This is a genomic window from Olleya namhaensis (assembly GCF_900114005.1).
Lineage (GTDB): Bacteria > Bacteroidota > Bacteroidia > Flavobacteriales > Flavobacteriaceae > Olleya > Olleya namhaensis.
In genome coordinates this window covers 124,093-144,913 of record NZ_FORM01000006.1, presented here as the reverse complement: position 1 = coordinate 144,913, position 20,821 = coordinate 124,093, and the positions used below count along the sequence as shown (strand labels likewise).

The 20,821-nt window shown below is 31.5% G+C and carries 24 protein-coding genes and 1 pseudogene; 21 read left to right on the top strand and 4 right to left on the bottom strand.

Annotated features, from left to right (window positions below; translation table 11 throughout):
* Nucleotides 1-123 precede the first annotated feature (123 nt).
* From BMZ09_RS10770 to BMZ09_RS10725, 10 genes are all read left to right on the top strand, one after another.
* A complete protein-coding gene (locus tag BMZ09_RS10770; RefSeq protein ID WP_090840409.1) occupies nucleotides 124-507 on the top strand; it encodes a hypothetical protein in 384 nt (127 codons plus the stop codon).
* Nucleotides 504-1,583 (top strand): efflux RND transporter periplasmic adaptor subunit, encoded by a 1,080-nt coding sequence (locus BMZ09_RS10765; protein WP_090840407.1) that lies wholly within the window; start codon nucleotides 504-506, stop codon nucleotides 1,581-1,583. Before BMZ09_RS10770 ends, BMZ09_RS10765 begins: the two co-directional genes overlap by 4 nt.
* Nucleotides 1,583-2,845: an ABC transporter permease gene (locus BMZ09_RS10760; RefSeq protein WP_090840406.1), complete on the top strand. Its 1,263-nt coding sequence runs from the start codon at nucleotides 1,583-1,585 to the stop codon at nucleotides 2,843-2,845. The genes BMZ09_RS10765 and BMZ09_RS10760 overlap by 1 nt, the downstream gene beginning before the upstream one ends.
* Nucleotides 2,845-3,519: an ABC transporter ATP-binding protein gene (locus BMZ09_RS10755; protein WP_090840405.1), complete on the top strand. Its 675-nt coding sequence runs from the start codon at nucleotides 2,845-2,847 to the stop codon at nucleotides 3,517-3,519. Before BMZ09_RS10760 ends, BMZ09_RS10755 begins: the two co-directional genes overlap by 1 nt.
* Nucleotides 3,520-3,602: 83 nt before the next feature.
* Nucleotides 3,603-3,803 carry a hypothetical protein gene (locus BMZ09_RS10750; RefSeq protein ID WP_090840403.1) on the top strand — a complete coding sequence of 67 codons (201 nt, stop codon included), beginning with the start codon at nucleotides 3,603-3,605 and terminating at the stop codon, nucleotides 3,801-3,803.
* Complete coding sequence (locus BMZ09_RS10745) at nucleotides 3,804-4,697, top strand: DnaJ C-terminal domain-containing protein (RefSeq protein WP_090840401.1); 894 nt, start codon at nucleotides 3,804-3,806, stop codon at nucleotides 4,695-4,697.
* 2 nt (nucleotides 4,698-4,699) lie between these two features.
* Nucleotides 4,700-4,993, top strand: a complete 294-nt coding sequence (locus tag BMZ09_RS10740; RefSeq protein WP_090840399.1) for a chaperone modulator CbpM — start codon at nucleotides 4,700-4,702, stop codon at nucleotides 4,991-4,993.
* Nucleotides 4,994-5,015: 22 nt separating this feature from the next.
* Nucleotides 5,016-5,909 (top strand): mechanosensitive ion channel family protein, encoded by an 894-nt coding sequence (locus BMZ09_RS10735; protein WP_090840397.1) that lies wholly within the window; start codon nucleotides 5,016-5,018, stop codon nucleotides 5,907-5,909.
* A gap of 34 nt (nucleotides 5,910-5,943) precedes the next feature.
* A complete protein-coding gene (locus BMZ09_RS10730; protein ID WP_090840395.1) occupies nucleotides 5,944-7,167 on the top strand; it encodes a metallophosphoesterase in 1,224 nt (407 codons plus the stop codon).
* A 97-nt stretch (nucleotides 7,168-7,264) separates the two neighbouring features.
* Entirely contained in the window at nucleotides 7,265-7,729 is a 465-nt protein-coding gene (locus BMZ09_RS10725; protein WP_090840392.1) for a pyridoxamine 5'-phosphate oxidase family protein, read from the top strand.
* A gap of 118 nt (nucleotides 7,730-7,847) precedes the next feature.
* Here BMZ09_RS10725 and BMZ09_RS10720 read toward each other — a convergent pair whose 3' ends face one another.
* The gene (locus tag BMZ09_RS10720) at nucleotides 7,848-8,618 is read right to left on the bottom strand and encodes an RNA polymerase sigma factor (RefSeq protein WP_090840390.1); all 771 of its coding nucleotides are present in this window, start codon (nucleotides 8,616-8,618) and stop codon (nucleotides 7,848-7,850) included.
* 133 nt (nucleotides 8,619-8,751) lie between these two features.
* Entirely contained in the window at nucleotides 8,752-9,585 is an 834-nt protein-coding gene (locus tag BMZ09_RS10715; protein WP_090840388.1) for a universal stress protein, read from the bottom strand.
* Between the two features lie 356 nt (nucleotides 9,586-9,941).
* On the opposite strand from BMZ09_RS10715, the gene BMZ09_RS10710 reads away from it, so the two are divergent.
* The 9 genes and pseudogenes from BMZ09_RS10710 to BMZ09_RS10670 form a co-directional block, all read left to right on the top strand.
* A complete protein-coding gene (locus BMZ09_RS10710; protein WP_090840386.1) occupies nucleotides 9,942-11,318 on the top strand; it encodes a sugar porter family MFS transporter in 1,377 nt (458 codons plus the stop codon).
* Between the two features lie 410 nt (nucleotides 11,319-11,728).
* Nucleotides 11,729-12,091, top strand: a complete 363-nt coding sequence (locus BMZ09_RS10705) for a DUF6567 family protein (RefSeq protein WP_090840383.1) — start codon at nucleotides 11,729-11,731, stop codon at nucleotides 12,089-12,091.
* A 350-nt stretch (nucleotides 12,092-12,441) separates the two neighbouring features.
* Nucleotides 12,442-12,837 (top strand): hypothetical protein, encoded by a 396-nt coding sequence (locus tag BMZ09_RS10700; protein ID WP_090840379.1) that lies wholly within the window; start codon nucleotides 12,442-12,444, stop codon nucleotides 12,835-12,837.
* A 5-nt stretch (nucleotides 12,838-12,842) separates the two neighbouring features.
* A complete protein-coding gene (locus BMZ09_RS10695; protein WP_090840377.1) occupies nucleotides 12,843-13,277 on the top strand; it encodes a J domain-containing protein in 435 nt (144 codons plus the stop codon).
* Nucleotides 13,278-13,287: 10 nt separating this feature from the next.
* A complete protein-coding gene (locus BMZ09_RS10690) occupies nucleotides 13,288-13,494 on the top strand; it encodes a hypothetical protein (protein ID WP_090840375.1) in 207 nt (68 codons plus the stop codon).
* A 96-nt stretch (nucleotides 13,495-13,590) separates the two neighbouring features.
* Nucleotides 13,591-13,974 (top strand): nucleotide pyrophosphohydrolase, encoded by a 384-nt coding sequence (locus BMZ09_RS10685; RefSeq protein ID WP_245741133.1) that lies wholly within the window; start codon nucleotides 13,591-13,593, stop codon nucleotides 13,972-13,974.
* Nucleotides 13,971-16,160, top strand: coding sequence for a DNA/RNA helicase domain-containing protein (locus tag BMZ09_RS10680; RefSeq protein WP_090840370.1), 2,190 nt, complete (start codon nucleotides 13,971-13,973; stop codon nucleotides 16,158-16,160). The genes BMZ09_RS10685 and BMZ09_RS10680 overlap by 4 nt, the downstream gene beginning before the upstream one ends.
* A 317-nt stretch (nucleotides 16,161-16,477) precedes the next feature.
* Nucleotides 16,478-16,765, top strand: a complete 288-nt coding sequence (locus tag BMZ09_RS10675) for a GIY-YIG nuclease family protein (RefSeq protein WP_090840368.1) — start codon at nucleotides 16,478-16,480, stop codon at nucleotides 16,763-16,765.
* A 135-nt stretch (nucleotides 16,766-16,900) separates the two neighbouring features.
* Nucleotides 16,901-16,999: pseudogene (locus BMZ09_RS10670) on the top strand (DUF4357 domain-containing protein); the annotation flags it as partial.
* Between the two features lie 21 nt (nucleotides 17,000-17,020).
* Here BMZ09_RS10670 and BMZ09_RS10665 read toward each other — a convergent pair.
* A complete protein-coding gene (locus BMZ09_RS10665; RefSeq protein WP_090840366.1) occupies nucleotides 17,021-17,776 on the bottom strand; it encodes a LytR/AlgR family response regulator transcription factor in 756 nt (251 codons plus the stop codon).
* Nucleotides 17,777-18,796 (bottom strand): hypothetical protein, encoded by a 1,020-nt coding sequence (locus BMZ09_RS10660; RefSeq protein WP_090840363.1) that lies wholly within the window; start codon nucleotides 18,794-18,796, stop codon nucleotides 17,777-17,779.
* Between the two features lie 212 nt (nucleotides 18,797-19,008).
* On the opposite strand from BMZ09_RS10660, the gene BMZ09_RS16185 reads away from it, so the two are divergent.
* On the top strand, nucleotides 19,009-19,149 hold the full coding sequence (locus BMZ09_RS16185) for a hypothetical protein (protein WP_177183529.1): 141 nt from the start codon (nucleotides 19,009-19,011) through the stop codon (nucleotides 19,147-19,149).
* A 63-nt stretch (nucleotides 19,150-19,212) separates the two neighbouring features.
* Complete coding sequence (locus BMZ09_RS10655; RefSeq protein ID WP_090840361.1) at nucleotides 19,213-20,646, top strand: viperin family antiviral radical SAM protein; 1,434 nt, start codon at nucleotides 19,213-19,215, stop codon at nucleotides 20,644-20,646.
* Nucleotides 20,647-20,821: the final 175 nt, after the last annotated feature.

Here is a 20,821-nt window from a genome sequence, read left to right as displayed (position 1 = left end):
GGGCGCTTGTGGTGTAAAATAAAAATTCAAAATACAAAAAAAAAGGCACTATTACTGTATTAACTGATTAATATCATGTGTTAGGTAATGCATTAGGATTACTTTGGATGTTAAATTAATGGGATGAAAAATAAGCAAGATAGTACGACGCTATTCTATCAAAATCTTGGAGAATTATTTTATGCTATAGCTAATGCAGATGGCGTTGTAGAAGCTACAGAAATTGAGACTTTAAAAATGGTTGTGAAGCAAGCGTGGTCGCATTCTAATAATGCCAATATTATTGTGGCTATGTTTGATTGGTTACATGATACAAAAGCGCACGAGGCTGAGGTCTGTTTTGATAACTTTTTGAGCTATATGACAACCAATAAAGTCCTTTTTACACCCAAAACAAAAGCGTTGGTATTACAAACAGCAAATGCTATTGCGAGTCGTTTTTCTGGTAGAAATAAGTCCGAATTAATATTATTAGCTAAGTTAGATATCGAATTAAAAAAGATATGAAAAAGTATTTGTTTTTTGTAGCCATTTTATTTTTGTGGTCTTGTAAAAAAGATACAGAAAAAACACGTCCTACAACCCAAGATTTAACGGAGTTTGTATATACATCTGTAACAATACAACCCGATAGTTTATATCAAGCTTACGCTAGTGTTGCAGGTATTTTAGATCAAAATTTAGTAGAAGAAGGTGATTTAGTTACAAAAGGACAAGCCCTCTCTCAGATTATTAATAACACACCAGTTTTAAATACGCAAAACGCAAAACTAGCTTTGGATTTGGCTAAAGAAAATTACAATGGGAGTGCGGCTATTTTATCAGGAATTTTAGATGAAATTGAAGCTGCTAATTTGAAATATAAAAACGATTCGGTTAACTTTTTTAGACAACAAAATCTTTGGAATCAAAACATAGGTTCTAAAGCTGATTTTGATAACAAACAATTAAATTATCAATTATCAAAAAACAGCTGGACATTACTTAAAAATAAATATAACCAAACTAAAAATCAGTTAAACACCAATGTTAAACAAGCAAAAAACACCTATCAAACCTCTTTAATTAACACTAAAGACTTTACTGTAAAAAGCACTATAAATGGTAAGGTGTATGCCCTTTATAAAGCCTCTGGAGAGCTTATAAATACTATGGAACCTATAGCTTCCATTGGAAGTGCTTCTACTTTTATTATTGAAATGTTGGTTGACGAAGTGGATATTGTCAAAATTATTAAAAATCAGGACGTATTAATAACATTGGATGCTTATAACGGTAAAGTCTTGGAAGGTAAAGTGTCCAAAATTTATCCTAAAAAAGACGAGCGTAATCAGACCTTTAAAGTCGAAGCTGTTTTTGTAAATCCTCCTGATGTATTGTATCCGGGACTTTCTGGCGAAGCAAATATTGTTATTTCTAAAAAGCAAAATGTGCTAACCATCCCTAAAAGTTATATCACCGGTAATAACCAGGTGCAAACTGATGCTGGTTTAGTAACCATTACTACAGGTTTAGGAGATCTTGAAAGTATTGAGGTTTTAGACGGTATTACCAAAGACACATACATCTATAAACCAGAATAATGGTAAACTGGCCTGTCATACTTGATATTGCAAAAAAGCAATTGTTAACTAAGTTTAAATCTACTGCTATTGCGGCTTTAGGAGTCACTTTTGGTATTGGTGCGTATATTACTTTGGTTAGTTTTATGACTGGATTAAACAATATGTTAGACGATTTAATTTTAAATCAAACCCCACATATACATGTCTATAATGAAATTGAACCCTCAAAACAGCAACCTGTAGATATTTATGATGCCTTTAAAAACAGCTTAAATGTGGTGCATTCTATCAAACCAAAGTTAAGTCAGAAAAAAATCCACAATGCTACACCTATTATAAATTTTTTAAATGAGAATGAAGATGTAAAAGGAGCGATTCCGCAAATAAAAACACAAATATTTTATATCGCAGGTTCTATTGAAATTGCTGGTAATTTAACAGGGATACAACCTACGGAAGAAGCTAGATTATTTAATTTTAGAGATTATATTATTGAAGGTTCTCCTGAGAAACTTAAAAACACTGAAAATGGAATATTATTGGGATCAGGTATTGCCAAAAAAATGGCGTTATCGGTTGGTGATCGTATTCAGATAAGCACAATAAAAGGTGATGTTTTTCCTTTAAGAATTGTTGGTCTTTACCAAAGTGGTATTTCGGATGTTGATGCTATTCAAAGTTTTGTTAATTTAAAAACAGTGCAACGTATTTTAGGTGAAGCACAAAATTACATAACAGATATTAATGTCAAGCTTTATGATATTGAAAAGGCATTGCCATTATCTAAAAAAATAGAACAACAATTTAATGTAACTGCTATAGATATAAAAACCGCTAACGCACAATTTGAAACCGGTACAGATGTTAGAAATCTTATTACTTATGCGGTTTCTATCGCGTTATTGATTGTTGCAGGTTTTGGTGTGTACAATATTTTAAGTATGCTTATTTATGAAAAAATGAATGACATAGCTATTTTAAAAGCAGTCGGTTTTTCAGGCAATGATGTGCAGTATATTTTTATGAGTCAAGCCTTAATTATTGGAATAGTTGGAGGTCTTCTAGGACTGTTAATCGGTTTGATTTTTACTAATATAATTAGCACCATTCCGTTTAAAACGGACGCATTAGCAAAAGTAGAAACGTACCCTATAGATTTTAGTATCTGGTATTATGTTATAGGGTTTTCGTTTGCAATTATTTCAACTTTTTTTGCAGGCTATTTGCCTTCGCTTAAAGCTAAGAAAATAGACCCAGTAAGAATAATAAGAGGACAATAATGGAAACCGTTTTAGAAGCAAAAAATATAAACAAATACTTTAAAAAGCCAGTGTCTTTTCACGTGCTAAAGGATATTAGTTTTAAAATTAATAAAGGCGAATTTGTCTCCATAATGGGAAAGTCTGGTTGTGGGAAATCTACGCTATTGTACATTTTGTCTACCATGGATACAGAGTATGAGGGTGAATTGTATTTGAATAACGAGTTAATAACAGGGGATAGCAGACAAAAGTTAACTGTTATAAGAAACAAACACATTGGTTTTGTTTTTCAGTTTCATTATTTATTATCAGAATTTACGGTATTAGAAAACGTGATGTTGCCTGCTAAAAAGTTAGGCGAAAAAAGCATCAAAGCCATAGAAAAAGATGCGCTTGAGAAACTAAGAATATTAAATATCGAGCATTTAGCACATAAACGTGCGTCTCAAGTATCTGGAGGCGAAAAACAGCGCGTTGCTATTGCGAGAGCGCTGATAAATAATCCATCAATAATTATGGGGGATGAGCCCACAGGGAATCTAGATAGTCATAATGCAGATAATGTGTTTAATATCTTTAAAAAGCTAAGTGTGGAAGAAAATTTATCCTTGTTAATTGTAACCCATGACGAAGATTTTGCAAAACGTACCGATCGTATTATCACGATGGAAGATGGTAAAATAATTAGCTAATTATTAACACATTAAACTGATTGTTGTCAATTTATTCTTGTAAATTTAAGAGTACATTTATAAGAATTAAACCCATTTAGGATATGAAAACAGAGCAGGAATTAATAAAAGAAATTACTGATTTAACTTTTAAAATTGAGAAAAATTATCCAGAGTTATATGCGCTTTTGCAAGAAGATCCAAGCACGATTCCTTCTATGGAACATCCAGAAATAAATCCTACGGTTTTACAAGATTATTTAAACACATTAAAAGAACATATCGAACATCATAAATCAAAATAAATGGCAGTTGTAGATTATTATAAAACATTGGGACTCTCCAAAACAGCGTCCGAAAAAGATATAAAAAAAGCATACCGAAAACTAGCACGTAAGTATCACCCAGATTTAAATCCGAATGATAAAGATGCTGAACTAAAGTTTAAAGAAATTAATGAAGCTAATGAGGTGTTGAGTAATCCTGAAAACCGTAAAAAATACGATCAATATGGAGAGCATTGGCAAAATTCTGAAGCTTACGAGCAGTCAAAACGCCAGCAACAACAGCAACAACGTGCATATCAAGGTCAATCTGGTCAAGCGGGCGGCTATAGTCAGCATGATTTTGAAGACATCTTTGGTAACATGTTTGGTGGTCAGGCGTCAGGAGGGCAACGCACTTCAAGATTTAGAGGTCAAGATTTTAATGCAGAGCTACAGTTGGATCTAAAAGATGTGTACGAAGACCATAAACGTACGCTGACTGTTAACAATAAAAATATCAGAATTACTATTCCTGCAGGAGTAGAAAACGGGCAAACTATTAAGATTAAAGGACACGGTGGTAAAGGCACAAATAACGGACCAAATGGTGATTTATTAATTCAGTTTTCAATTACTAATACTACCGCCTTTAAAAGAGATAAAGACAACCTGTATGCTACAGTAGATTTAGATTTATACACCGCATTATTAGGTGGCGATTTGATGGTAGATACCTTTGACGGTAAAGTTAAATTAACTATTAAACCAGAAACTCAAAACGGAACAAAGGTTAAGTTGAAAGGCAAAGGGTTTCCTAAGTACAAAAAAGCAGGACAGTTTGGAGATTTGTATATCACATACCAAATAAAAACGCCGACAAAACTTACTGATAAAGAGAAAGCATTATTTACCGAACTTCAAAAATTAAGATAATTATGGAAGTAATAGATTTAATTTCTATAACCACTTTTTGCACGCATTATAATGTGCCTACAACGTTTATTAACCAGTTAGAGGATTACGAACTAATAGAAATTGTAGTTTCAGAGCAAGACCAATATATTAAAGTAACGCAAATTAATGAAGTCGAAAAAATGATGCGTTTGCATTATGATTTAAACATCAATTTGGAAGGCTTGGATGCAGTATATAATTTATTAAAACGTGTCGAAACCTTGCAAAGCGAAATAACATCGCTTAATAATAAATTAAGGCTTTACGAAGATTGATAGGTCATACTAATATTAAATAATGGACGCAATACAACAGTTGTTTCAAGACTATCCTCTTGTAAAAAGTATTTTAAAATATAGTGTAATAGTGGTGTTTGTATTGCTATGTGTACAAATTATAAGACGCTTTTTAAAACGTAACATAGCCAATACTTCAGTAAGATATAAATCTCAAAAAGGTATTGAGTTACTGGGCTATTTTATACTTAGTGTTATCACTATTCTATATTTTACGGGAAGTATAAAAGACTTTACAGTAACCTTAGGTTTGCTGTCTGCGGGATTAGCATTTACATTACAAGAGTTAATTTTAAGTATTGCAGGTTCTGTTTATATTTTTATTGTAAAAGTGTATGAGCCTGGAGATCGTATTGAGATTAACGGTATTAAAGGAGACGTTATTGATGTGGATAGTATTTACACCACTATGATGGAAATTGGACAATGGGTGCAAAGCGATAATTATACAGGGCGCATTGTAAAACTGAGTAACGCCTTTGTGTTTAAGGGTCCTGTGTATAATTACTCTAAAGATTTTCCTTTTATTTGGGACGAGTTTAATTTACCAATCCGTTATGGTTCTGATATCGAGTTGGCTAAAAGTATAATTATTGGCGCTGCAACAACAACGTTAGCGGAGTATACTAAAGCTTCAAAAGATAAATGGACAGAGGTCGTGTCTAAATATTATGTAGAAGATGCAATGGTAGAGCCGACGCTAGCAACAACGTTAACAGATAATTGGATTCAATTTAATTTGCGTTATATCGTCGATTATAAAAAAAGGAGAATCACTAAACACCTTTTAAACGATCTGATTAGAAAAGATATCGAAGCTACCAATGGTAAAGTTGTTTTAGCTTCAGCAACAGTTGAACTTATTAAAATCCCTGAAATAGAAATTAAAAAATAAAACGTTGTAAACGTTTAAAGGACTTAAAATCAGTATGCGTAGTCATTCCATTTATAAAATATTACTATTGTGTTTTGCTATTTTAGTTATTGATGCTTTAGCGTTTTATTGGCTGCAATCTGTAACACACCTTATGTCGTCTCAGGTTTTAGTAACAACAATCAATGTTGTGTTTTGGCTGTTTACTATTGGTTTAATTACTGCCATTATCATTCTAAAGGTAAGACTAGATCATGTGGCTGTAAAGAAAAAGCAGCGCCTTATTTCTTCGTTATATGGACTGACAGTGTCTTCTTTTATTCCTAAAATAATATTTGTAGTTGTTATTTCTATTTTACATTATTCAAACTATATCATCTCAGAAAAACAGTCGCTTATTATCATTCCTTTAATAGGTTTAATTGCTGGGTTTTTGCCATTTTTTGTTATTGCTTATGCTATTTTTAAATCGGCGTATCATTTTAAAGTACATCATGTAACCCTTACATTTAGGCAGTTACCAAAAGCGTTTAACGGATTAAAAATCATACAAATTTCCGATTTACATTTAGGCAGTTTTAATTACCGCTACCATCTTTTGGATAAAGCTATAAAAAAAATAAATCACGAAAATGCAGATTACATATGCTTTACTGGAGATTTGGTAAATAATTATGCTTGGGAATTAGAAGGATGGGAAAATACCTTAGGAAAATTAAAAGCAAAAAAAGGGAAATACGCCATTTTAGGAAATCATGATTATGGCGACTACAGTACGTGGCAAACCGAACAAGAAAAAGCAGCTAATTTTGAAACTATAAAACAGTTTTTTAATACGATCAATTTTAAGCTTTTATTAAATCAAGCGGATATAATTGAACATAACACAGACAAAATAGCCATTTTAGGTATTGAAAATTGGGGCAATCCACCATTTAAACAATATGGCGATTTACAAAAAGCCTTACACCAAGCGGAAGCCATTCCGTTTAAAATCTTGCTATCTCATGATCCAACGCATTGGACGGAAGAAGTTTTAGATAAAACCAACATTGCTTTGACTTTATCAGGCCATACACATGGTATGCAAGCAGGTATTCGAATTAAAAAAAAGGAATGGAGTCCTATAAAATACAAGCACAAACATTGGGCAGGTTTATACCAAGTTAACGGACAATATCTTTATGTTAATCGTGGTTTGGGTTGGTTGGGTTTTCCTGGTAGAGTTGGGATGCGACCTGAAATCACCTGTATTGAATTAAAATCTACAACTGATTAATATCATAGTTTTTAACTGCAATTTTAAATAATATTACTTCAGTTGCAAAACAGACAATGCGCAACCAAAAGCTAGTATAACCTTAAATCAATCACGGATGTTTAAAAATTTAGAAACCAAAGAAATCGAGTATGTTTTAGAAAATAATTATATAGGTCAGATCGGTTATATCTATAATAACAGACCATTTGTAGTGCCTATTACTTATTATTTTGACAAAGAATCTAATGCTATTATTTGTTATTCTGGAGATGGGCATAAAATGAGTGCCATGCGTAAACATCCAACCGTATCCTTATTAGTATCTGATGTGGATACTGTTACCGATTGGAAATCTGTATTAGTACATGGGGTTTTTGAACAGCATTTTGGAAGTGATGCAAAAGCCTACTTGCATAAATTCTCTTTAGGAATTAAAGCTGTGATATTAGAAAAGGAGCATAGCAAGGCTAATTTTATCAGCGATTTTTCTAGTAAGATTTATAAAGACAATGTGCCGGCTATATTTATTATTAAAATTGAGGACATAACAGGTAAAAAACGATTAGATTTTAGAGCGTAATTATCATAATCACAATCTCAATCACAATAACAGCCACAATCAAAATCAAATTAGAAGCATAAAAAAAGAGCTAATAAATAATAGCTCTTTTTTTATGTAATATGGTTATAGTAACGTATTAGTTTGATAAATACCTATTGTAAAGACTAACTTGTAAGGCGCGTTTAGCATCTTTTAAAAGTTGCTTCACATCGTCTAACGTTTGTTGTCTTATAGATGCAATTTCTTCTAGTGTTAGTTTTTCGTTAGTATATAACTCAAAAACATGACGCATAGCTGCAGGTAAATTACCAACCACAAAACTGGTGTGTCGTTTTATAGTGTCTTTATTGATTTGCTTATCTATTTTAGTAATAAAATCGGCTTCATCATTTTCAATAAAAACAGGTTTTAATTCGTAATCATTATGGTTGTAAGACGGATCTGTTAATTCTTCAATTAATAAAAAATCGCCATCTGCATCTTTGGTGTATTTTTCTTCCATAGCATCCCATTCTGGTTTAGAATACGTATCGATGTTTTTAAAAAACAACTCATTAAATTCTTCTTCCACTTTAATGTCTTGCATTAGTTGATCTGTTTTTTGATACAACCAAGCATAAAAATCAGAAGCCTGTTTTACCTCGTCAATATGATCATAAATTTCAATAAAAAGCTGATCGATAATATCATCACCTTTATATTTTCCTTTACTAAAGTGTCCGTTACTTATAAATACATTTAAACCTCTATTTATATAATTCCTTAACGTTGGCAGAATCTCTAAAACTAAAGCGTTAAATGCTGTTTTATCACCTTTAGTTTTAAAAGCTACCAAATTAGTATACGATTCTTGTATAAATAGACGGTATTCTTGTTTGTTTTGGTAATTACTAGTGTTTGATTTCATAAGGTTATGGTTTACTTTAAAGATACAGTTTTTATCAAAATTAAAATTACAAATAAGAAAAGTTTAACCTTTTAAAGGCGCCCTTTAAGTCCCGTAATTGTTTTGTTGTATAGGATGTTTCTTTTGTTTTAAATTACCCAATAGCAGGGATTACTAAAAGCGGAATGGTAGGATAGGACACCACATTTTTAATCACCGGTTCGTTAATAAGGTTTTCAATAAAACTATGCTCGTAATTAATTAGGGTTAGAATATTAATAGCCTCATCTTTAATAAAAGTATTAATCGCTTCGGTCTTATTAGTCACGTCTTTTATCCAATTAAAACTGTGTGGATAATCTCCTAAATTAGCCTGTAACATTGATAAATTATAGTTTTGAGCATCCGTAAGCGTTTTGTCTTTACAGATATGGACCACCTTAATTTTGGAATCGTATAATTTACTAAAGTCCTTTAAAGGCTGTAACTCGTTACCAAAAAACCGACTATAATCCGTTGCAAAAGCCATTTGTTTTGGTGGCACAAACGCATAACCATCGGGTATAATAACCATCGGGCAAAGCTTCAGTTTTTTTATAAGTGTAATGGTATTACTCCCAAATAAGATTTCTTTGGATTTAGAGCTTCCTTTGGTGCCCATAAAAACAAGATCTATATCATGTGCTTTAACCGCAGTGTCAACAGCATCGTGCAGTTTTTCGGTACTAAAAATAATCTCGAAAGTATGCTTAGACATTTGATCAATAGCATCCGCTTGATTTTTAAGGTCAAACAACTGTTTTTCAGCATCTGCTTTTAAAGTATCAATATAGTTTGTGGTAATATAAGTGCGTGTGGTAGATTTAACGGACCAGGCATGTAATAGATAAAAGGTACAGACTTCATTTTTATATAAATTTAAAGTGTATAATAAAGCACTCCAAGCATTATCAGAAAAGTCAGTTGGAATTAAAATCGATTGTTTCATAACTAAAAAAAATAGGGTTTTAAATAGTGTTTTCGCTAGACACTAATTATACCTCGAAGGTAGATTAAAAGCCGAGTTCTAAAAATGATATAAGTCATGTCAAACCATAAAATAATTATAAAAACAAGTACCACATAGTATCGCAAATCAGGCCAGAATTTCACCTTAAAACAACAAAAAAGCAATCAAAAACAACACTACAAAATCAGATTTTGGATACCATTTAGACGTGGTTTGTCAAGTATAGCTCAAAAAAGACAACAATACACCTATACAAAAACCATACAGGGCACATTTTTGACAAACCCCACACATTATAATTGGTATATTGATGTACTAACTAAAAACTAAACAACATGAAAAAAGGCGTTTTTTTACTTTTAATAGCTGCAGTTTCGGCATTAGGAGGTTTACTATTTGGATATGACACAGGAGTCATAAACGGAGCACAATTTTACTTAACAGAGCATTTTAATTTAAGCGCAGCCTTAAAAGGTTGGGTCGTAGGAAGTGCTCTTTTAGGATGTTTTTTCGGAGCCATCATAGCAGGACCTTTAAGCATTAAAATTGGTAGAAAATGGTCTTTAATAATATCAGCTTTACTATTTACATTATCCGCTTACGGATCAGGCTTACCAGAAATGTTTCCGCAGTCGGTAAGCATGTTAGTCTTTTTCAGAATTTTAGGAGGATTAGGTATTGGAGTCGCGTCCATGAACGCACCCATGTATATTGCCGAAATCGCACCATCAAACATCCGCGGGCGTATGGTAACCTATTACCAGTTAGCCATAGTTATCGGGTTTTTTGTGGTGTTTTTAGCCACCTATTATATTGGTAACAACCTAACACAAACAGAGAATATCGCATTTGGATGGCGTCGTATGTTCTGGTCAGAATTAATACCAAGTGGCTTATTTTTAGTCCTATTATTTTTTGTACCAAAAAGCCCACGTTGGTTGGCCTTAAAAGGAAAAGACGACGAAGCCTTAGTGGTACTAGAAAAAATTAACGAAGCCGATATCGCTTCAAAAGAACTACTACAAATCAAACAATCGTTAAACCAAGTAGACGCAGGCGTAAAAGTCAGTTATTTCTCAAAAGCCATATTAGCTATCATCGCCATAGGTACCGTATTATCTATGTTACAACAATTTACAGGGATCAATGCAGTCATGTATTATGGCGCAGATATTTTCGAGAAAGCCTTAGGATTTGGAAAAGAAGACGTCCTAGCACAACAAATACTATTAGCCTTTGTCAATCTAGTATTTACGTTTGTAGCCATGTTTACAGTAGATAAATTTGGACGTAAACCATTATTATACATTGGATCAATAGGGATGATCGTCGGGTTTTTATTATTAGGCGTAACACTGCAACAAGAAAGCGTTGGGATGCTGTCATTAATAGGCGTGCTAATCTTTATTGCCTCGTTTGCACTATCTATGGGACCAGTCGTTTGGGTCTTATTATCAGAAATGTTTCCAAACAAAATCCGTAGTGTAGCCATGTCCGTAGCAGTTGCGGCACAATGGGCAGCAAACTATGTGGTATCACAATCCTTTCCAATGGTTATGGGTAGCGAGACTAATAATAGTGCCCCATGGAACGGGTCATTGCCATACTTTATATTCATAGCCTTTATACTAGTAATCGTATACGTAACCTATAAATTTATACCAGAAACAAAAGGAAAAACACTAGAGGAGATAGAGCAATTCTGGGATTAATTGTTTTGGGCGTTACCCACGTTTGCTTTTGGTAGCAAACGTGCGTCAGGCTGTCCATTATATCTTTTTTACTAGTTGGTTTGGGCGTTGCTCATGCTTCACAACACCACCAACTTACGTAAAAAAGGATGCCATTTCCATCCTTAACGCGGGGCAAGCGTCGGTGGTAATAGTACCAGTTGGTTTATAACGTAAACACAACTACTTGTCAGGAAAACAATAAAAAAAAAGGGCTTTGTCTAACAAGATAAAGACCTGTAAATCATAAATAAAATAATACAATCTATAAGCCTTACGGGAAACCGTAAGGTTTTCTTTTTTTAACACGGTATGTTTGACGCTTCAAGTCAGAATAAGCCGAAAACAGACTATAAAAAGGAGTAGGTTATTAAAAAATCAAATATTTATTTATGAAAAAAATGACTTTCTTATTACTCGTAATGACATTGTTTCTATCCAGTTGTGCAACCCATTATGGTTTACCAAAAAACTACAACCAAAACACAACCGAAGTTGTGCTAACTAAAAAGAATTTTAAAGTCGTGCAAATCGTTAAAGGCGAAGCGCAAGCCACCTATATTTTTGGCATTGGAGGATTAGCTAAAAACGGATTAATTGCAGAAGCTAAAGCAAAAATGCTTAAGTCAGCAGGTATGGAAGGCGCTGCTAGAACAGTAGTAAACGAGATTGTAGAGGTTAAAACATCAGGCTTTTTATTTGTAAATAAATATAAAGTGATCGTCTCAGGACAAATAGTAGAGTTTACAGAATAAAACAGTGCTATAAATCAATGCTATTAATCAATTAGATTTATACACTACAAAAGCCTTGCGTAACCAGAGCAAGGCTTTATTTTTTTATAATATTTTCCACATTCAGTTTAGCCTTTTTTAAATAAAAAAATCATAAAGATTAGTTTATAAAACGAGCAAAAACTGTGCAATATTTTTTGATTCTAAATATTTATTTGTCTCAAATGAGGATTCCCGTAAAAAATACAAGTTGGTAGCGTTTAAGTTTGTAAGTGGATTGTAAACAATGGTATTTATCATTATCCAGAGATCGTAAAAGAATATTAATAATTAAAGACTTAATACAGAATTTAATCAAATAAAGATACACTATGTGGCATAAAATTATGGAAGTTACGGAGTGGTTTGGCGAAGTTGCTGAGCGTTACCGATTAGTTAAAGATTTTAATAAAGCAGCAAAATTCTCATTTGTTGCAGGTGTTGCTCCAACGTTATTGGAGGCTAAAATTACTACAGGAGATAGTAGTTACAAACATGCTTTTTCTAAATGGAGAGGAGGGGGTTTTAGAATAAAAGCACTTTCTGGTAGGACTTTACAAAAAAGCGAACTAATTGAAATTGGAAGAGTTGTTTTAGATAACGAAACATTAACACGAAAAATGATTTCTCTGGGATGGGATACTTTAGAAGTGCATGCTAATCAGGGTTTTAATGGTGCCAAATGGGCTTTAAAAGAACATGCTAATATTGGAGGATTTATAAATTAAAGACTATGAAAAATATTTTATTACAAGCAAAGCAAGATGTTGTAGTACCAGATGTATTAGTGAATACAGAAGCAACGTCCATGTCAATATCAATATGGTTTTGGGTTGCTTTAGTCCAATTTTTAGTAATACTTTTTTTGCTAATAAAATTAAAGAAAAAGCAGCGCAATTTAAAGTTTGGAGATATCTCTAAAAACAGTTTAAATAATGCCAAAAAAGGAGAGGTAGATATGGCAAATCTTATGAATAGTATAAGTGGATCCAAAGATTTATATAAAAAACTAAGTAGAGTGTGTCACCCTGATCGCTTTATAAACACAGATAAACAAAATATTGCAGAAGACATTTTTCAAGAAATTTCTAAATATAAGAGAGACTTTAATAAACTAACAGAATTAAAGCAAAGAGCTATAAAAGAATTAAATATTAACCTTAAATAAATTTATAATTATGAATGAAGGAGCGATTTTTATACAATTAATACTTAGAGTTATTGGGGTATTAGTATGCGTAAACAAAGCAAAAGAGTTAAATAGAGATACTGGCGGATGGGGCTTTTTTGGTTTTGTATTACCAGTAATTGCTATGATTTGGATTTATTGTTTGAAGCCTGTAATGAAATGGGACGAAAATGTAAACATTAAAAAAAACGAATAAAAGGAATTGTTTTTTCTGTTAAGATTAATTGTTTCATTGTATTACAATACATTAGTAGTTATAAATAGATTTTACGATTATTTACCCATTTCATTCGTGAAAAAGGTTCTATATTTAACCTCTCCCTTTAATAATTTATTTGAATATCAGATGAGTGATTTTAAAACAATAACCAATTTATTAATCAATTTCAGAGATGAGAGAGATTGGAAACAATTTCATAATTCTAAAGATTTAGCTTTAGCTATTTCTATAGAAGCAGCTGAATTAAATGAGCTGTTTTTATGGAAGTCTAATGAGGATGTAGATAAAACTAAGGTAAAAGAAGAATTAGCCGATATTTTCTCATACGCACTTCTTTTAGCAGAAAAGCATGATTTAGACGTTGCGACTATTATTAAGGATAAAATTAAACTTAATGGAGAAAAGTATCCCGTTGAAAAGTCTAAAGGTTCAGCTAAAAAATATAATCAACTATGATTGGAAATGAGGCTTTTAAAATTGAAAGCCATGATTTTGATGTAACTAGCATAGATTCATTAGATAACTACTATGCTAATAATCTTTGGCCAATTGTTTACTTGCTTAACGATGACAATGTAAAAGAAGCATATGTTGGAGAAACAACAGATGCTATTAATAGGTTAAAGACTCATTTAAAGAACAATAAAAAAAACAAACTAAAAACGTTTAGAATAATAAGCAGCTCTTCATTCAATAAGTCTGTAACATTAGATATTGAATCACTTTTAATTAAGTATATTTCTGGAGATGGACAATACAAATTGTTAAATGGAAATCTTGGTATAGCAAATCATAATTATTATCAAAAACAGGAAGTGTATTGGAATGTCTTTAAAGACGTTTGGAATGGTCTTAGAAAAGATGGTATTGCCAGACACTCCTTAAGTCATATTGACAATTCAGATTTATTTAAATATTCACCATACAAGAGTCTTACAGAAGAACAGAAAAAAGGCCTTTATTTAATTATTGATAATTTATTAGATAATACTGTTCATAATACAATAATAGAAGGAGGTGCAGGAACAGGAAAAACAATCTTAGCTATTTTCTTGTTTAAGTTACTCAATTCGGATAATTCAGATTTTAATTTTAGAGATTTTGGAAATGATGAAATAGAATTAAAATTTAAAATAGATAAGTTAAAACAAAGATTTCCAAATCCTAAAATGGCTTTAGTTGTTCCAATGTCATCTCTTAGAAAGACTTTACAGAAAGTATTTAAAAACGTTAAAGGTTTAAAATCGAGTATGGTAATTGGCCCAGCTCAGCTTGCTAAATCACATTATGATGTAGTTATTGTTGATGAATCACATAGACTAAGGCGTAGAGTTAATTTAGGAGCATATTTTGGAGCATTCGATAAGATAAATGCTAAGCTCGATTTAGATAAGTTTGTAGGGAATGAATTAGCTTGGGTTGCTTTACAAAGCTCAAAAGCAATATTGTTTTATGATGAAGGCCAATCTATTAAACCTTCGGATGTTTTAAAAGAAGATTTTGATAATCTTAAAAATAGAAAAGATACAAAAATCGAATATTTAGAATCTCAATTTAGAGTAAAAGGAGGGAATTCCTATGTTAAATATGTTGATGATTTGCTTAAATGTAACTTAGATATTAATCAAGATATTTATAATAATAAAAATTACGATTTTGTTTTATTTGATAACATAGACTCTTTCATTAAAGAGGTTAAATTGAGAAATGAAGAAGTTGGTTTGTCTAGAATGATTGCTGGTTATTCTTGGAAATGGATTTCAAATAAGGATGATAGTCTTTTAGATATTGAAATTGAAAATTCAAAGTTAAGATGGAATTCAACTAATATAGATTGGGTTAATTCTCCAAATGCCATAGATGAGGTTGGCTGTATACACACGACACAGGGATACGATTTAAATTATACAGGAGTAATTTTTGGTAATGAAATATCTTATTCGAAAGAGAAAGGAGAGATTGTCATAAAAGAAGAAAACTATTTTGATGCAAACGGAAAGCAATCGATTAAAGATCCAAGTGAGTTAAAAGTATTTATATTAAATATTTATAAAACGATAATGCTAAGGGGTATAAAAGGGACTTATGTTTATGCTTGTGATAAAGATTTAAGAGATTATTTGTCTTCTTTTATAATGCCTCATAAATCTAATGTTGAAGAAGAAATAGTAAAATTAGATATTAGAGATATTCAATTCGAAAATAGTGTTCCTTTTTATAATATACAAGTTGCAGCGGGAGCGTTTAGTGAGTTGCAAAATGTAGATGCTAGTGAATGGATACAATTACCGGAATATATCCGTTTTTCTGACGATTATTTTGCTTGTAAAGTAGTAGGAGAATCAATGAATAAAATAATACCTAATGGTTCTATTTGTTTATTTAAAAAATATAGAGGTGGATCTAGAAATGGCAGAATAGTATTAGCGCAATCAACTGATATTCAAGATTATGATTTCGGTTCAGGATATACAGTTAAAGAATATTCAAGTAGCAAGTCTTACAATGAAGATTCATGGAGTCATCAATCCATAGTTTTAAAGCCGCAATCAATTGATACATCTTTTGAAGAGATAGTACTTTCTGAGGATGGGATTGAGGATTTTAAAGTAATTGGGTTTTTTGAGATGGTTTTAGATTGATAAAAAAATATTATTTAAGAAGTAATTTAAACTTTATTAAAACATTGTCTAAACCTCAAAGCATATAAATATTTCTCATAGACGGTTCACCAACTAGTATCCATAATTTGGCAGCTGTAGTTTTAGGGTTAATGCAAGTGGTTGGACGTCTTGGAAAGATAAAAACGGTATAACGTTAGATGCATTGAAACGGAAGTAAATTGTCATAACAAAACACGAATAATACTGTCACTGCGAGGTACGAAGCAGTCTCATAATGCTAACGGTTACAATCAACAGATTGCTTCGACTAAAGTTCTCGCAATGACTTATACAATATGAAACCAGGTTATATTTACATGCTTACTAATAAAAACAACACCACTTTATATGTTGGTGTTACTGCATATTTAAAAAAACGTATACTGCAACATAAAGAAAAACACGATTTAAAATCATTTACAGCCAGATACAATTTAGATAAACTGGTATATCACGAAGCACATCAAATGATTGGAGATGCAATAGCAAGAGAAAAGCAGTTAAAAGGAGGAAGCAGAGCTCAGAAAATAGCTTTAATAGAAAGTGTAAATCCAGAATGGACGGATTTGTTTGATGAGTTGTAACGTCATTATGAGGCTTGTTGCGAGGAGGAACAACGTGGCAAACTAGGACGAAGCAGTCTCATGATGCTAATCGAAACAACAAACAGATTGCTTCGTGCCTCGCAATGACATAACAAATAAAAATGTAATTCACCAAGTGGAGCAGCAGCAATAATATTAGCAAGAGCAGCAAATGGTTGGACGTCTTGGAAAGATAAAAACGGTAAAACGTTAGATGCGTTGAAACGGAAGTAATTTGAGCTTTAAAGGTATTTACTAAACACCAAACAGCGTTCTTATTCTAGAGACTATTCCTTTTTTTTCATTATCTCCAATAGTAAATTCCTCTTCGCTTCCCAGTAAAGTAAGTTCTTTGTTATTTCTTTTATCAATTTTAGATAGATTAACAATAGTACTTTGGTTTATTTTTTCAAAACCGTAAGGTTCTAGCTTTTTAGAAAGCTCGTTAATACTAATTCGAACATTAGTAACAGTAACGTCGTCGTGCTCACCAAAAAAATGAACACAGTTTTTGTTGGATTGATATTTTTTTATGTTTCGTGATGTTGAAATGTAACAAGTTTCGTCAGGGCAAAAACCTATGTCTTGATTAACACCAATTGCAATAGATAATCGTTCTCCTTTTTTAAAGGTATTATTTTTGTTTATTTTGCCAATTATCTTATTTTTTAAAATAGTTTCAAATTCTTCAATATCAAAAGGTTTACTTAAGTATCCTGAAATATCCAAACTATTAATGACTTGTTTTTCTTTTTCAGTTTCTCCTGTTAAAAAAATGATTTTTTTATTATCACCAATTTTTTGCGCTAACTCAATACCATTATAAACAGGCATGTCAAAATCGACTATAAGTAAATCAAAGTCATCTTTATTTATATTTTCATACGCTTTTTTAGAACTGTCATAACTTTCTACATGTTTTAGTTCATAGTCTTTGGGTAGAGTATCTATTTTAGCCTTAACGTATTTTAAAGTTTTAGGTTGATCGTCCACTAGTATATAACGTATCATTTAATTTAAGCTTAAGGTTAGTTCTGACAAATATTGATTGTTTGGTAATGATTTGTGTTCTAATTTACTATTTGGGTAATAGGCAGTAAGTAATTGCTGTAAAGCGTTTAAGCCAAAATTTGAGGACTCAGCAACCTGAGTGTCGAAGTCTAAACGTTGTTCTGCACTATTTACTAAACAATAGCTGAGTTGTTTGTTCTTGTTTTCTTTTAAAACAATACTAATAAAAGAGTCCGTTTCGTTTAAGCTACCGTGTTTTAATGCGTTTTCAACAAACGGGAAAAATAAGGTCGGTTTTATTTTTATGTTTTCTTTTTGATCTTGTTTTAAACTATTATCAAACTGGATGTTTGTATTAGGTTTAAGATACTTGATAAGGTCTAAAAACATAGTAATATGTTCTAATTCTTCTTCTAAAGAGGTGTTTTCTTTATTTAAAGCAGATACGTTATAGTCTAATAATTTAAAGATGTTTTTTAAGGCTTTTATTGGAGGGATTTTATTTTTATTACCACCCATTTTATAATTAATCCCTAAAAACGATTTGTAGCTATTATCAGTTTCTTCCATGTCAACATAAATTTGACTGATTACATTTTTAATAAAATGTGCACCAAGTCTAGTGTTGTTAGCTTCTACATTTTTATAGTTTACAAATTGGTCATACGCTCTTTTTTGATGATTTATAGCTTCTTTATGTTGCGCTATTTCCTTTTCTTTTTGACTTAAAGACGAATAGAATTTTTTCATGTAATCTTCTATCTGCTGTTCTAACTGAAAGATTTCATTATTCTTTTTGGTTAGTTTTCTTTCTAAAGATTGTGCTTTTCTAAGTTGTTCGTCAAATTTAGAGACGCCCAGTTGTTGCGCTTCTAATTGTGCTGTCAACTGTTTATTCCTTTTTCTAAAGACACGCTTTCTATACAGGTTATACCAGTTTCTAATAAGTAAAAGGATAAATATAAAAAGCAGGACTTCAATAGGTCTGTATTGTTGGATAAAATCTAAAAAGTAATCCATAAAAGCGGAGTAGGTTTTGGTGGTTGGTTGATTAAAAGGTTGTTTTTTTTGAGATTCATTTTTTTATATCCCAAAAAAACGGGGCGATATCCCAAATATAGTCTGTCTATCACAAATTAGAAAATTTAATTGTAATCATCTGCATCTTTACAGTAATAATAAGGGTTTAGCATGGTGCTGAACTTTTAAAAATCTAATTAAAACCTAAAAAAATGAGTAATTCAAAACAAAACAATCACAAGTCAAATCAAGCAAATTCAAACAATGGAACTTCTGGAACTAATGCTGCAAATAGTAAAGTGCATGGTAATAGAGGTAAGCAGTTAAATCCAAATCAGAATTCTAAAAAGTAATTATTAATAATACCTCGTCTTTTTTAGAAAGGCGAGGATTAACTAACCATTAAACTTAAACCAATGAAAAACAAAATAACATTAAGCGGATTTGCAGGAACAGGAAAATCTACAGTAGGAAAACTAATTGAAGACCAATTAAAATTTGAATTTATATCTGTTGGAAATTATACTAGAACATTTGCAATGGAAACGTATGGAATGACTATTAATCAATTTCAAAAACATTGTAATAATCATCCAGAATTAGACCACATAATTGACGATAAATTTAAAGCAGAATGCAATAGTAAAGACAATATAATTATTGATTATAGACTTGGATTTCATTTTATAGGCAATGCTTTTAATGTACTATTAAAAGCATCAGACCAAAATGCATCAGATAGAATAAGCTCGGGAAATAGAGTAGATGAGGTAACAAGTCCACAAGCAATTAAGTTAAGAAATGACGCTATGAGAACACGTTTTTTAGAGCGCTACAATGTTGATTTTACAAACGATAATAACTATGATTTAGTTATTAATACAGATGGTTTTACAGCTAAAGAAGTGTCTCAACAAATAATTAAACATTATCAAGAGTGTAATGCTGTAGTTGCAATTCCAAGTATCAATTTTCATTTATGGAAAGCATGCAATATGCGTTGTGAATTTTGTTTTGCAACTTTTGAAGATGTAGTAAGGGATGTTGTGCCAAAAGGACATTTGCCCGAAGCGGAAGCTTTACAAGTAGTAGAAAATATTGCAGCAGCAGGTTTTGAAAAAATAACATTTGCAGGAGGAGAGCCTTTATTATGTAAGTGGTTACCAAGTTTAATTAAAAAGGCAAAGCAATTGGGAATGACTACTATGATTGTAACCAATGGTAGTAAATTAACGGACGCATTTTTAAAAGCTAACACAGCCTATTTAGATTGGATTGCTGTAAGTATAGATAGTTTAGAAGATGAAAATAATATTAAAATAGGTCGCGCAATTACAGGAAAAACACCATTAAGCAAAGCATTTTATTATGATTTAGTGGATACTATTAAAATGTATGGTTATGGTTTAAAGATTAACACTGTGGTTAATAAAGTAAACTATAAAGACAACTTAACAGAATTTATAGAATACGCTAATCCGCAACGTTGGAAAGTATTACAAGTATTACCTATTGAGGGTCAAAATGATATTAAAATTGATAAGTTTAAAATAACAACAGCAGAGTATAATTATTTTTTAACTACACATGAAGATGTAAAAACTATTGTACCAGAATCTAATGATGAGATTAAAGGAAGTTATGTGATGGTTGATCCTGCAGGCCGCTTTTTTGATAATGCAGAAGGGACTCATAATTATAGTAAACCAATTTTAGAAGTAGGTGTCCAAGAAGCTTTAAAAACTATGAATTATGATTTGGAAAAGTTTTTAGATAGAGGGGGAGTTTATGATTGGAGTAATGATAAGAACCAAGATTTAAGAAAGGAGGAGCTGACTTATGGGCAATAATATTGCAGGTTTTTGTAAAACAGAACATTTTGCCTACCGACAATGGGATAGAACAATAAAGGATAGTGTATTAAGATCTATCTTAAAAAATGTAGAGACAAATAAAACTAATACACTCCTTATAGTGAGTAGGAAAGTTTTAAAAAAGGTAAATATTAAAGTAAATAAAGAGCTA

What these genes read in the sequence shown, in the direction of transcription:
- BMZ09_RS10770 (WP_090840409.1), top strand. Translation starts at nt 124, where the DNA reads ATGAAAAATAAGCAAGATAGTACGACGCTATTCTATCAAAATCTTGGA.
- BMZ09_RS10765 (WP_090840407.1), top strand. Translation starts at nt 504, where the DNA reads ATGAAAAAGTATTTGTTTTTTGTAGCCATTTTATTTTTGTGGTCTTGT.
- BMZ09_RS10760 (WP_090840406.1), top strand. Translation starts at nt 1,583, where the DNA reads ATGGTAAACTGGCCTGTCATACTTGATATTGCAAAAAAGCAATTGTTA.
- BMZ09_RS10755 (WP_090840405.1), top strand. Translation starts at nt 2,845, where the DNA reads ATGGAAACCGTTTTAGAAGCAAAAAATATAAACAAATACTTTAAAAAG.
- BMZ09_RS10750 (WP_090840403.1), top strand. Translation starts at nt 3,603, where the DNA reads ATGAAAACAGAGCAGGAATTAATAAAAGAAATTACTGATTTAACTTTT.
- BMZ09_RS10745 (WP_090840401.1), top strand. Translation starts at nt 3,804, where the DNA reads ATGGCAGTTGTAGATTATTATAAAACATTGGGACTCTCCAAAACAGCG.
- BMZ09_RS10740 (WP_090840399.1), top strand. Translation starts at nt 4,700, where the DNA reads ATGGAAGTAATAGATTTAATTTCTATAACCACTTTTTGCACGCATTAT.
- BMZ09_RS10735 (WP_090840397.1), top strand. Translation starts at nt 5,016, where the DNA reads ATGGACGCAATACAACAGTTGTTTCAAGACTATCCTCTTGTAAAAAGT.
- BMZ09_RS10730 (WP_090840395.1), top strand. Translation starts at nt 5,944, where the DNA reads ATGCGTAGTCATTCCATTTATAAAATATTACTATTGTGTTTTGCTATT.
- BMZ09_RS10725 (WP_090840392.1), top strand. Translation starts at nt 7,265, where the DNA reads ATGTTTAAAAATTTAGAAACCAAAGAAATCGAGTATGTTTTAGAAAAT.
- BMZ09_RS10720 (WP_090840390.1), bottom strand. Translation starts at nt 8,618, where the DNA reads ATGAAATCAAACACTAGTAATTACCAAAACAAACAAGAATACCGTCTA.
- BMZ09_RS10715 (WP_090840388.1), bottom strand. Translation starts at nt 9,585, where the DNA reads ATGAAACAATCGATTTTAATTCCAACTGACTTTTCTGATAATGCTTGG.
- BMZ09_RS10710 (WP_090840386.1), top strand. Translation starts at nt 9,942, where the DNA reads ATGAAAAAAGGCGTTTTTTTACTTTTAATAGCTGCAGTTTCGGCATTA.
- BMZ09_RS10705 (WP_090840383.1), top strand. Translation starts at nt 11,729, where the DNA reads ATGAAAAAAATGACTTTCTTATTACTCGTAATGACATTGTTTCTATCC.
- BMZ09_RS10700 (WP_090840379.1), top strand. Translation starts at nt 12,442, where the DNA reads ATGTGGCATAAAATTATGGAAGTTACGGAGTGGTTTGGCGAAGTTGCT.
- BMZ09_RS10695 (WP_090840377.1), top strand. Translation starts at nt 12,843, where the DNA reads ATGAAAAATATTTTATTACAAGCAAAGCAAGATGTTGTAGTACCAGAT.
- BMZ09_RS10690 (WP_090840375.1), top strand. Translation starts at nt 13,288, where the DNA reads ATGAATGAAGGAGCGATTTTTATACAATTAATACTTAGAGTTATTGGG.
- BMZ09_RS10680 (WP_090840370.1), top strand. Translation starts at nt 13,971, where the DNA reads ATGATTGGAAATGAGGCTTTTAAAATTGAAAGCCATGATTTTGATGTA.
- BMZ09_RS10675 (WP_090840368.1), top strand. Translation starts at nt 16,478, where the DNA reads ATGAAACCAGGTTATATTTACATGCTTACTAATAAAAACAACACCACT.
- BMZ09_RS10665 (WP_090840366.1), bottom strand. Translation starts at nt 17,776, where the DNA reads ATGATACGTTATATACTAGTGGACGATCAACCTAAAACTTTAAAATAC.
- BMZ09_RS10660 (WP_090840363.1), bottom strand. Translation starts at nt 18,796, where the DNA reads ATGGATTACTTTTTAGATTTTATCCAACAATACAGACCTATTGAAGTC.
- BMZ09_RS16185 (WP_177183529.1), top strand. Translation starts at nt 19,009, where the DNA reads ATGAGTAATTCAAAACAAAACAATCACAAGTCAAATCAAGCAAATTCA.
- BMZ09_RS10655 (WP_090840361.1), top strand. Translation starts at nt 19,213, where the DNA reads ATGAAAAACAAAATAACATTAAGCGGATTTGCAGGAACAGGAAAATCT.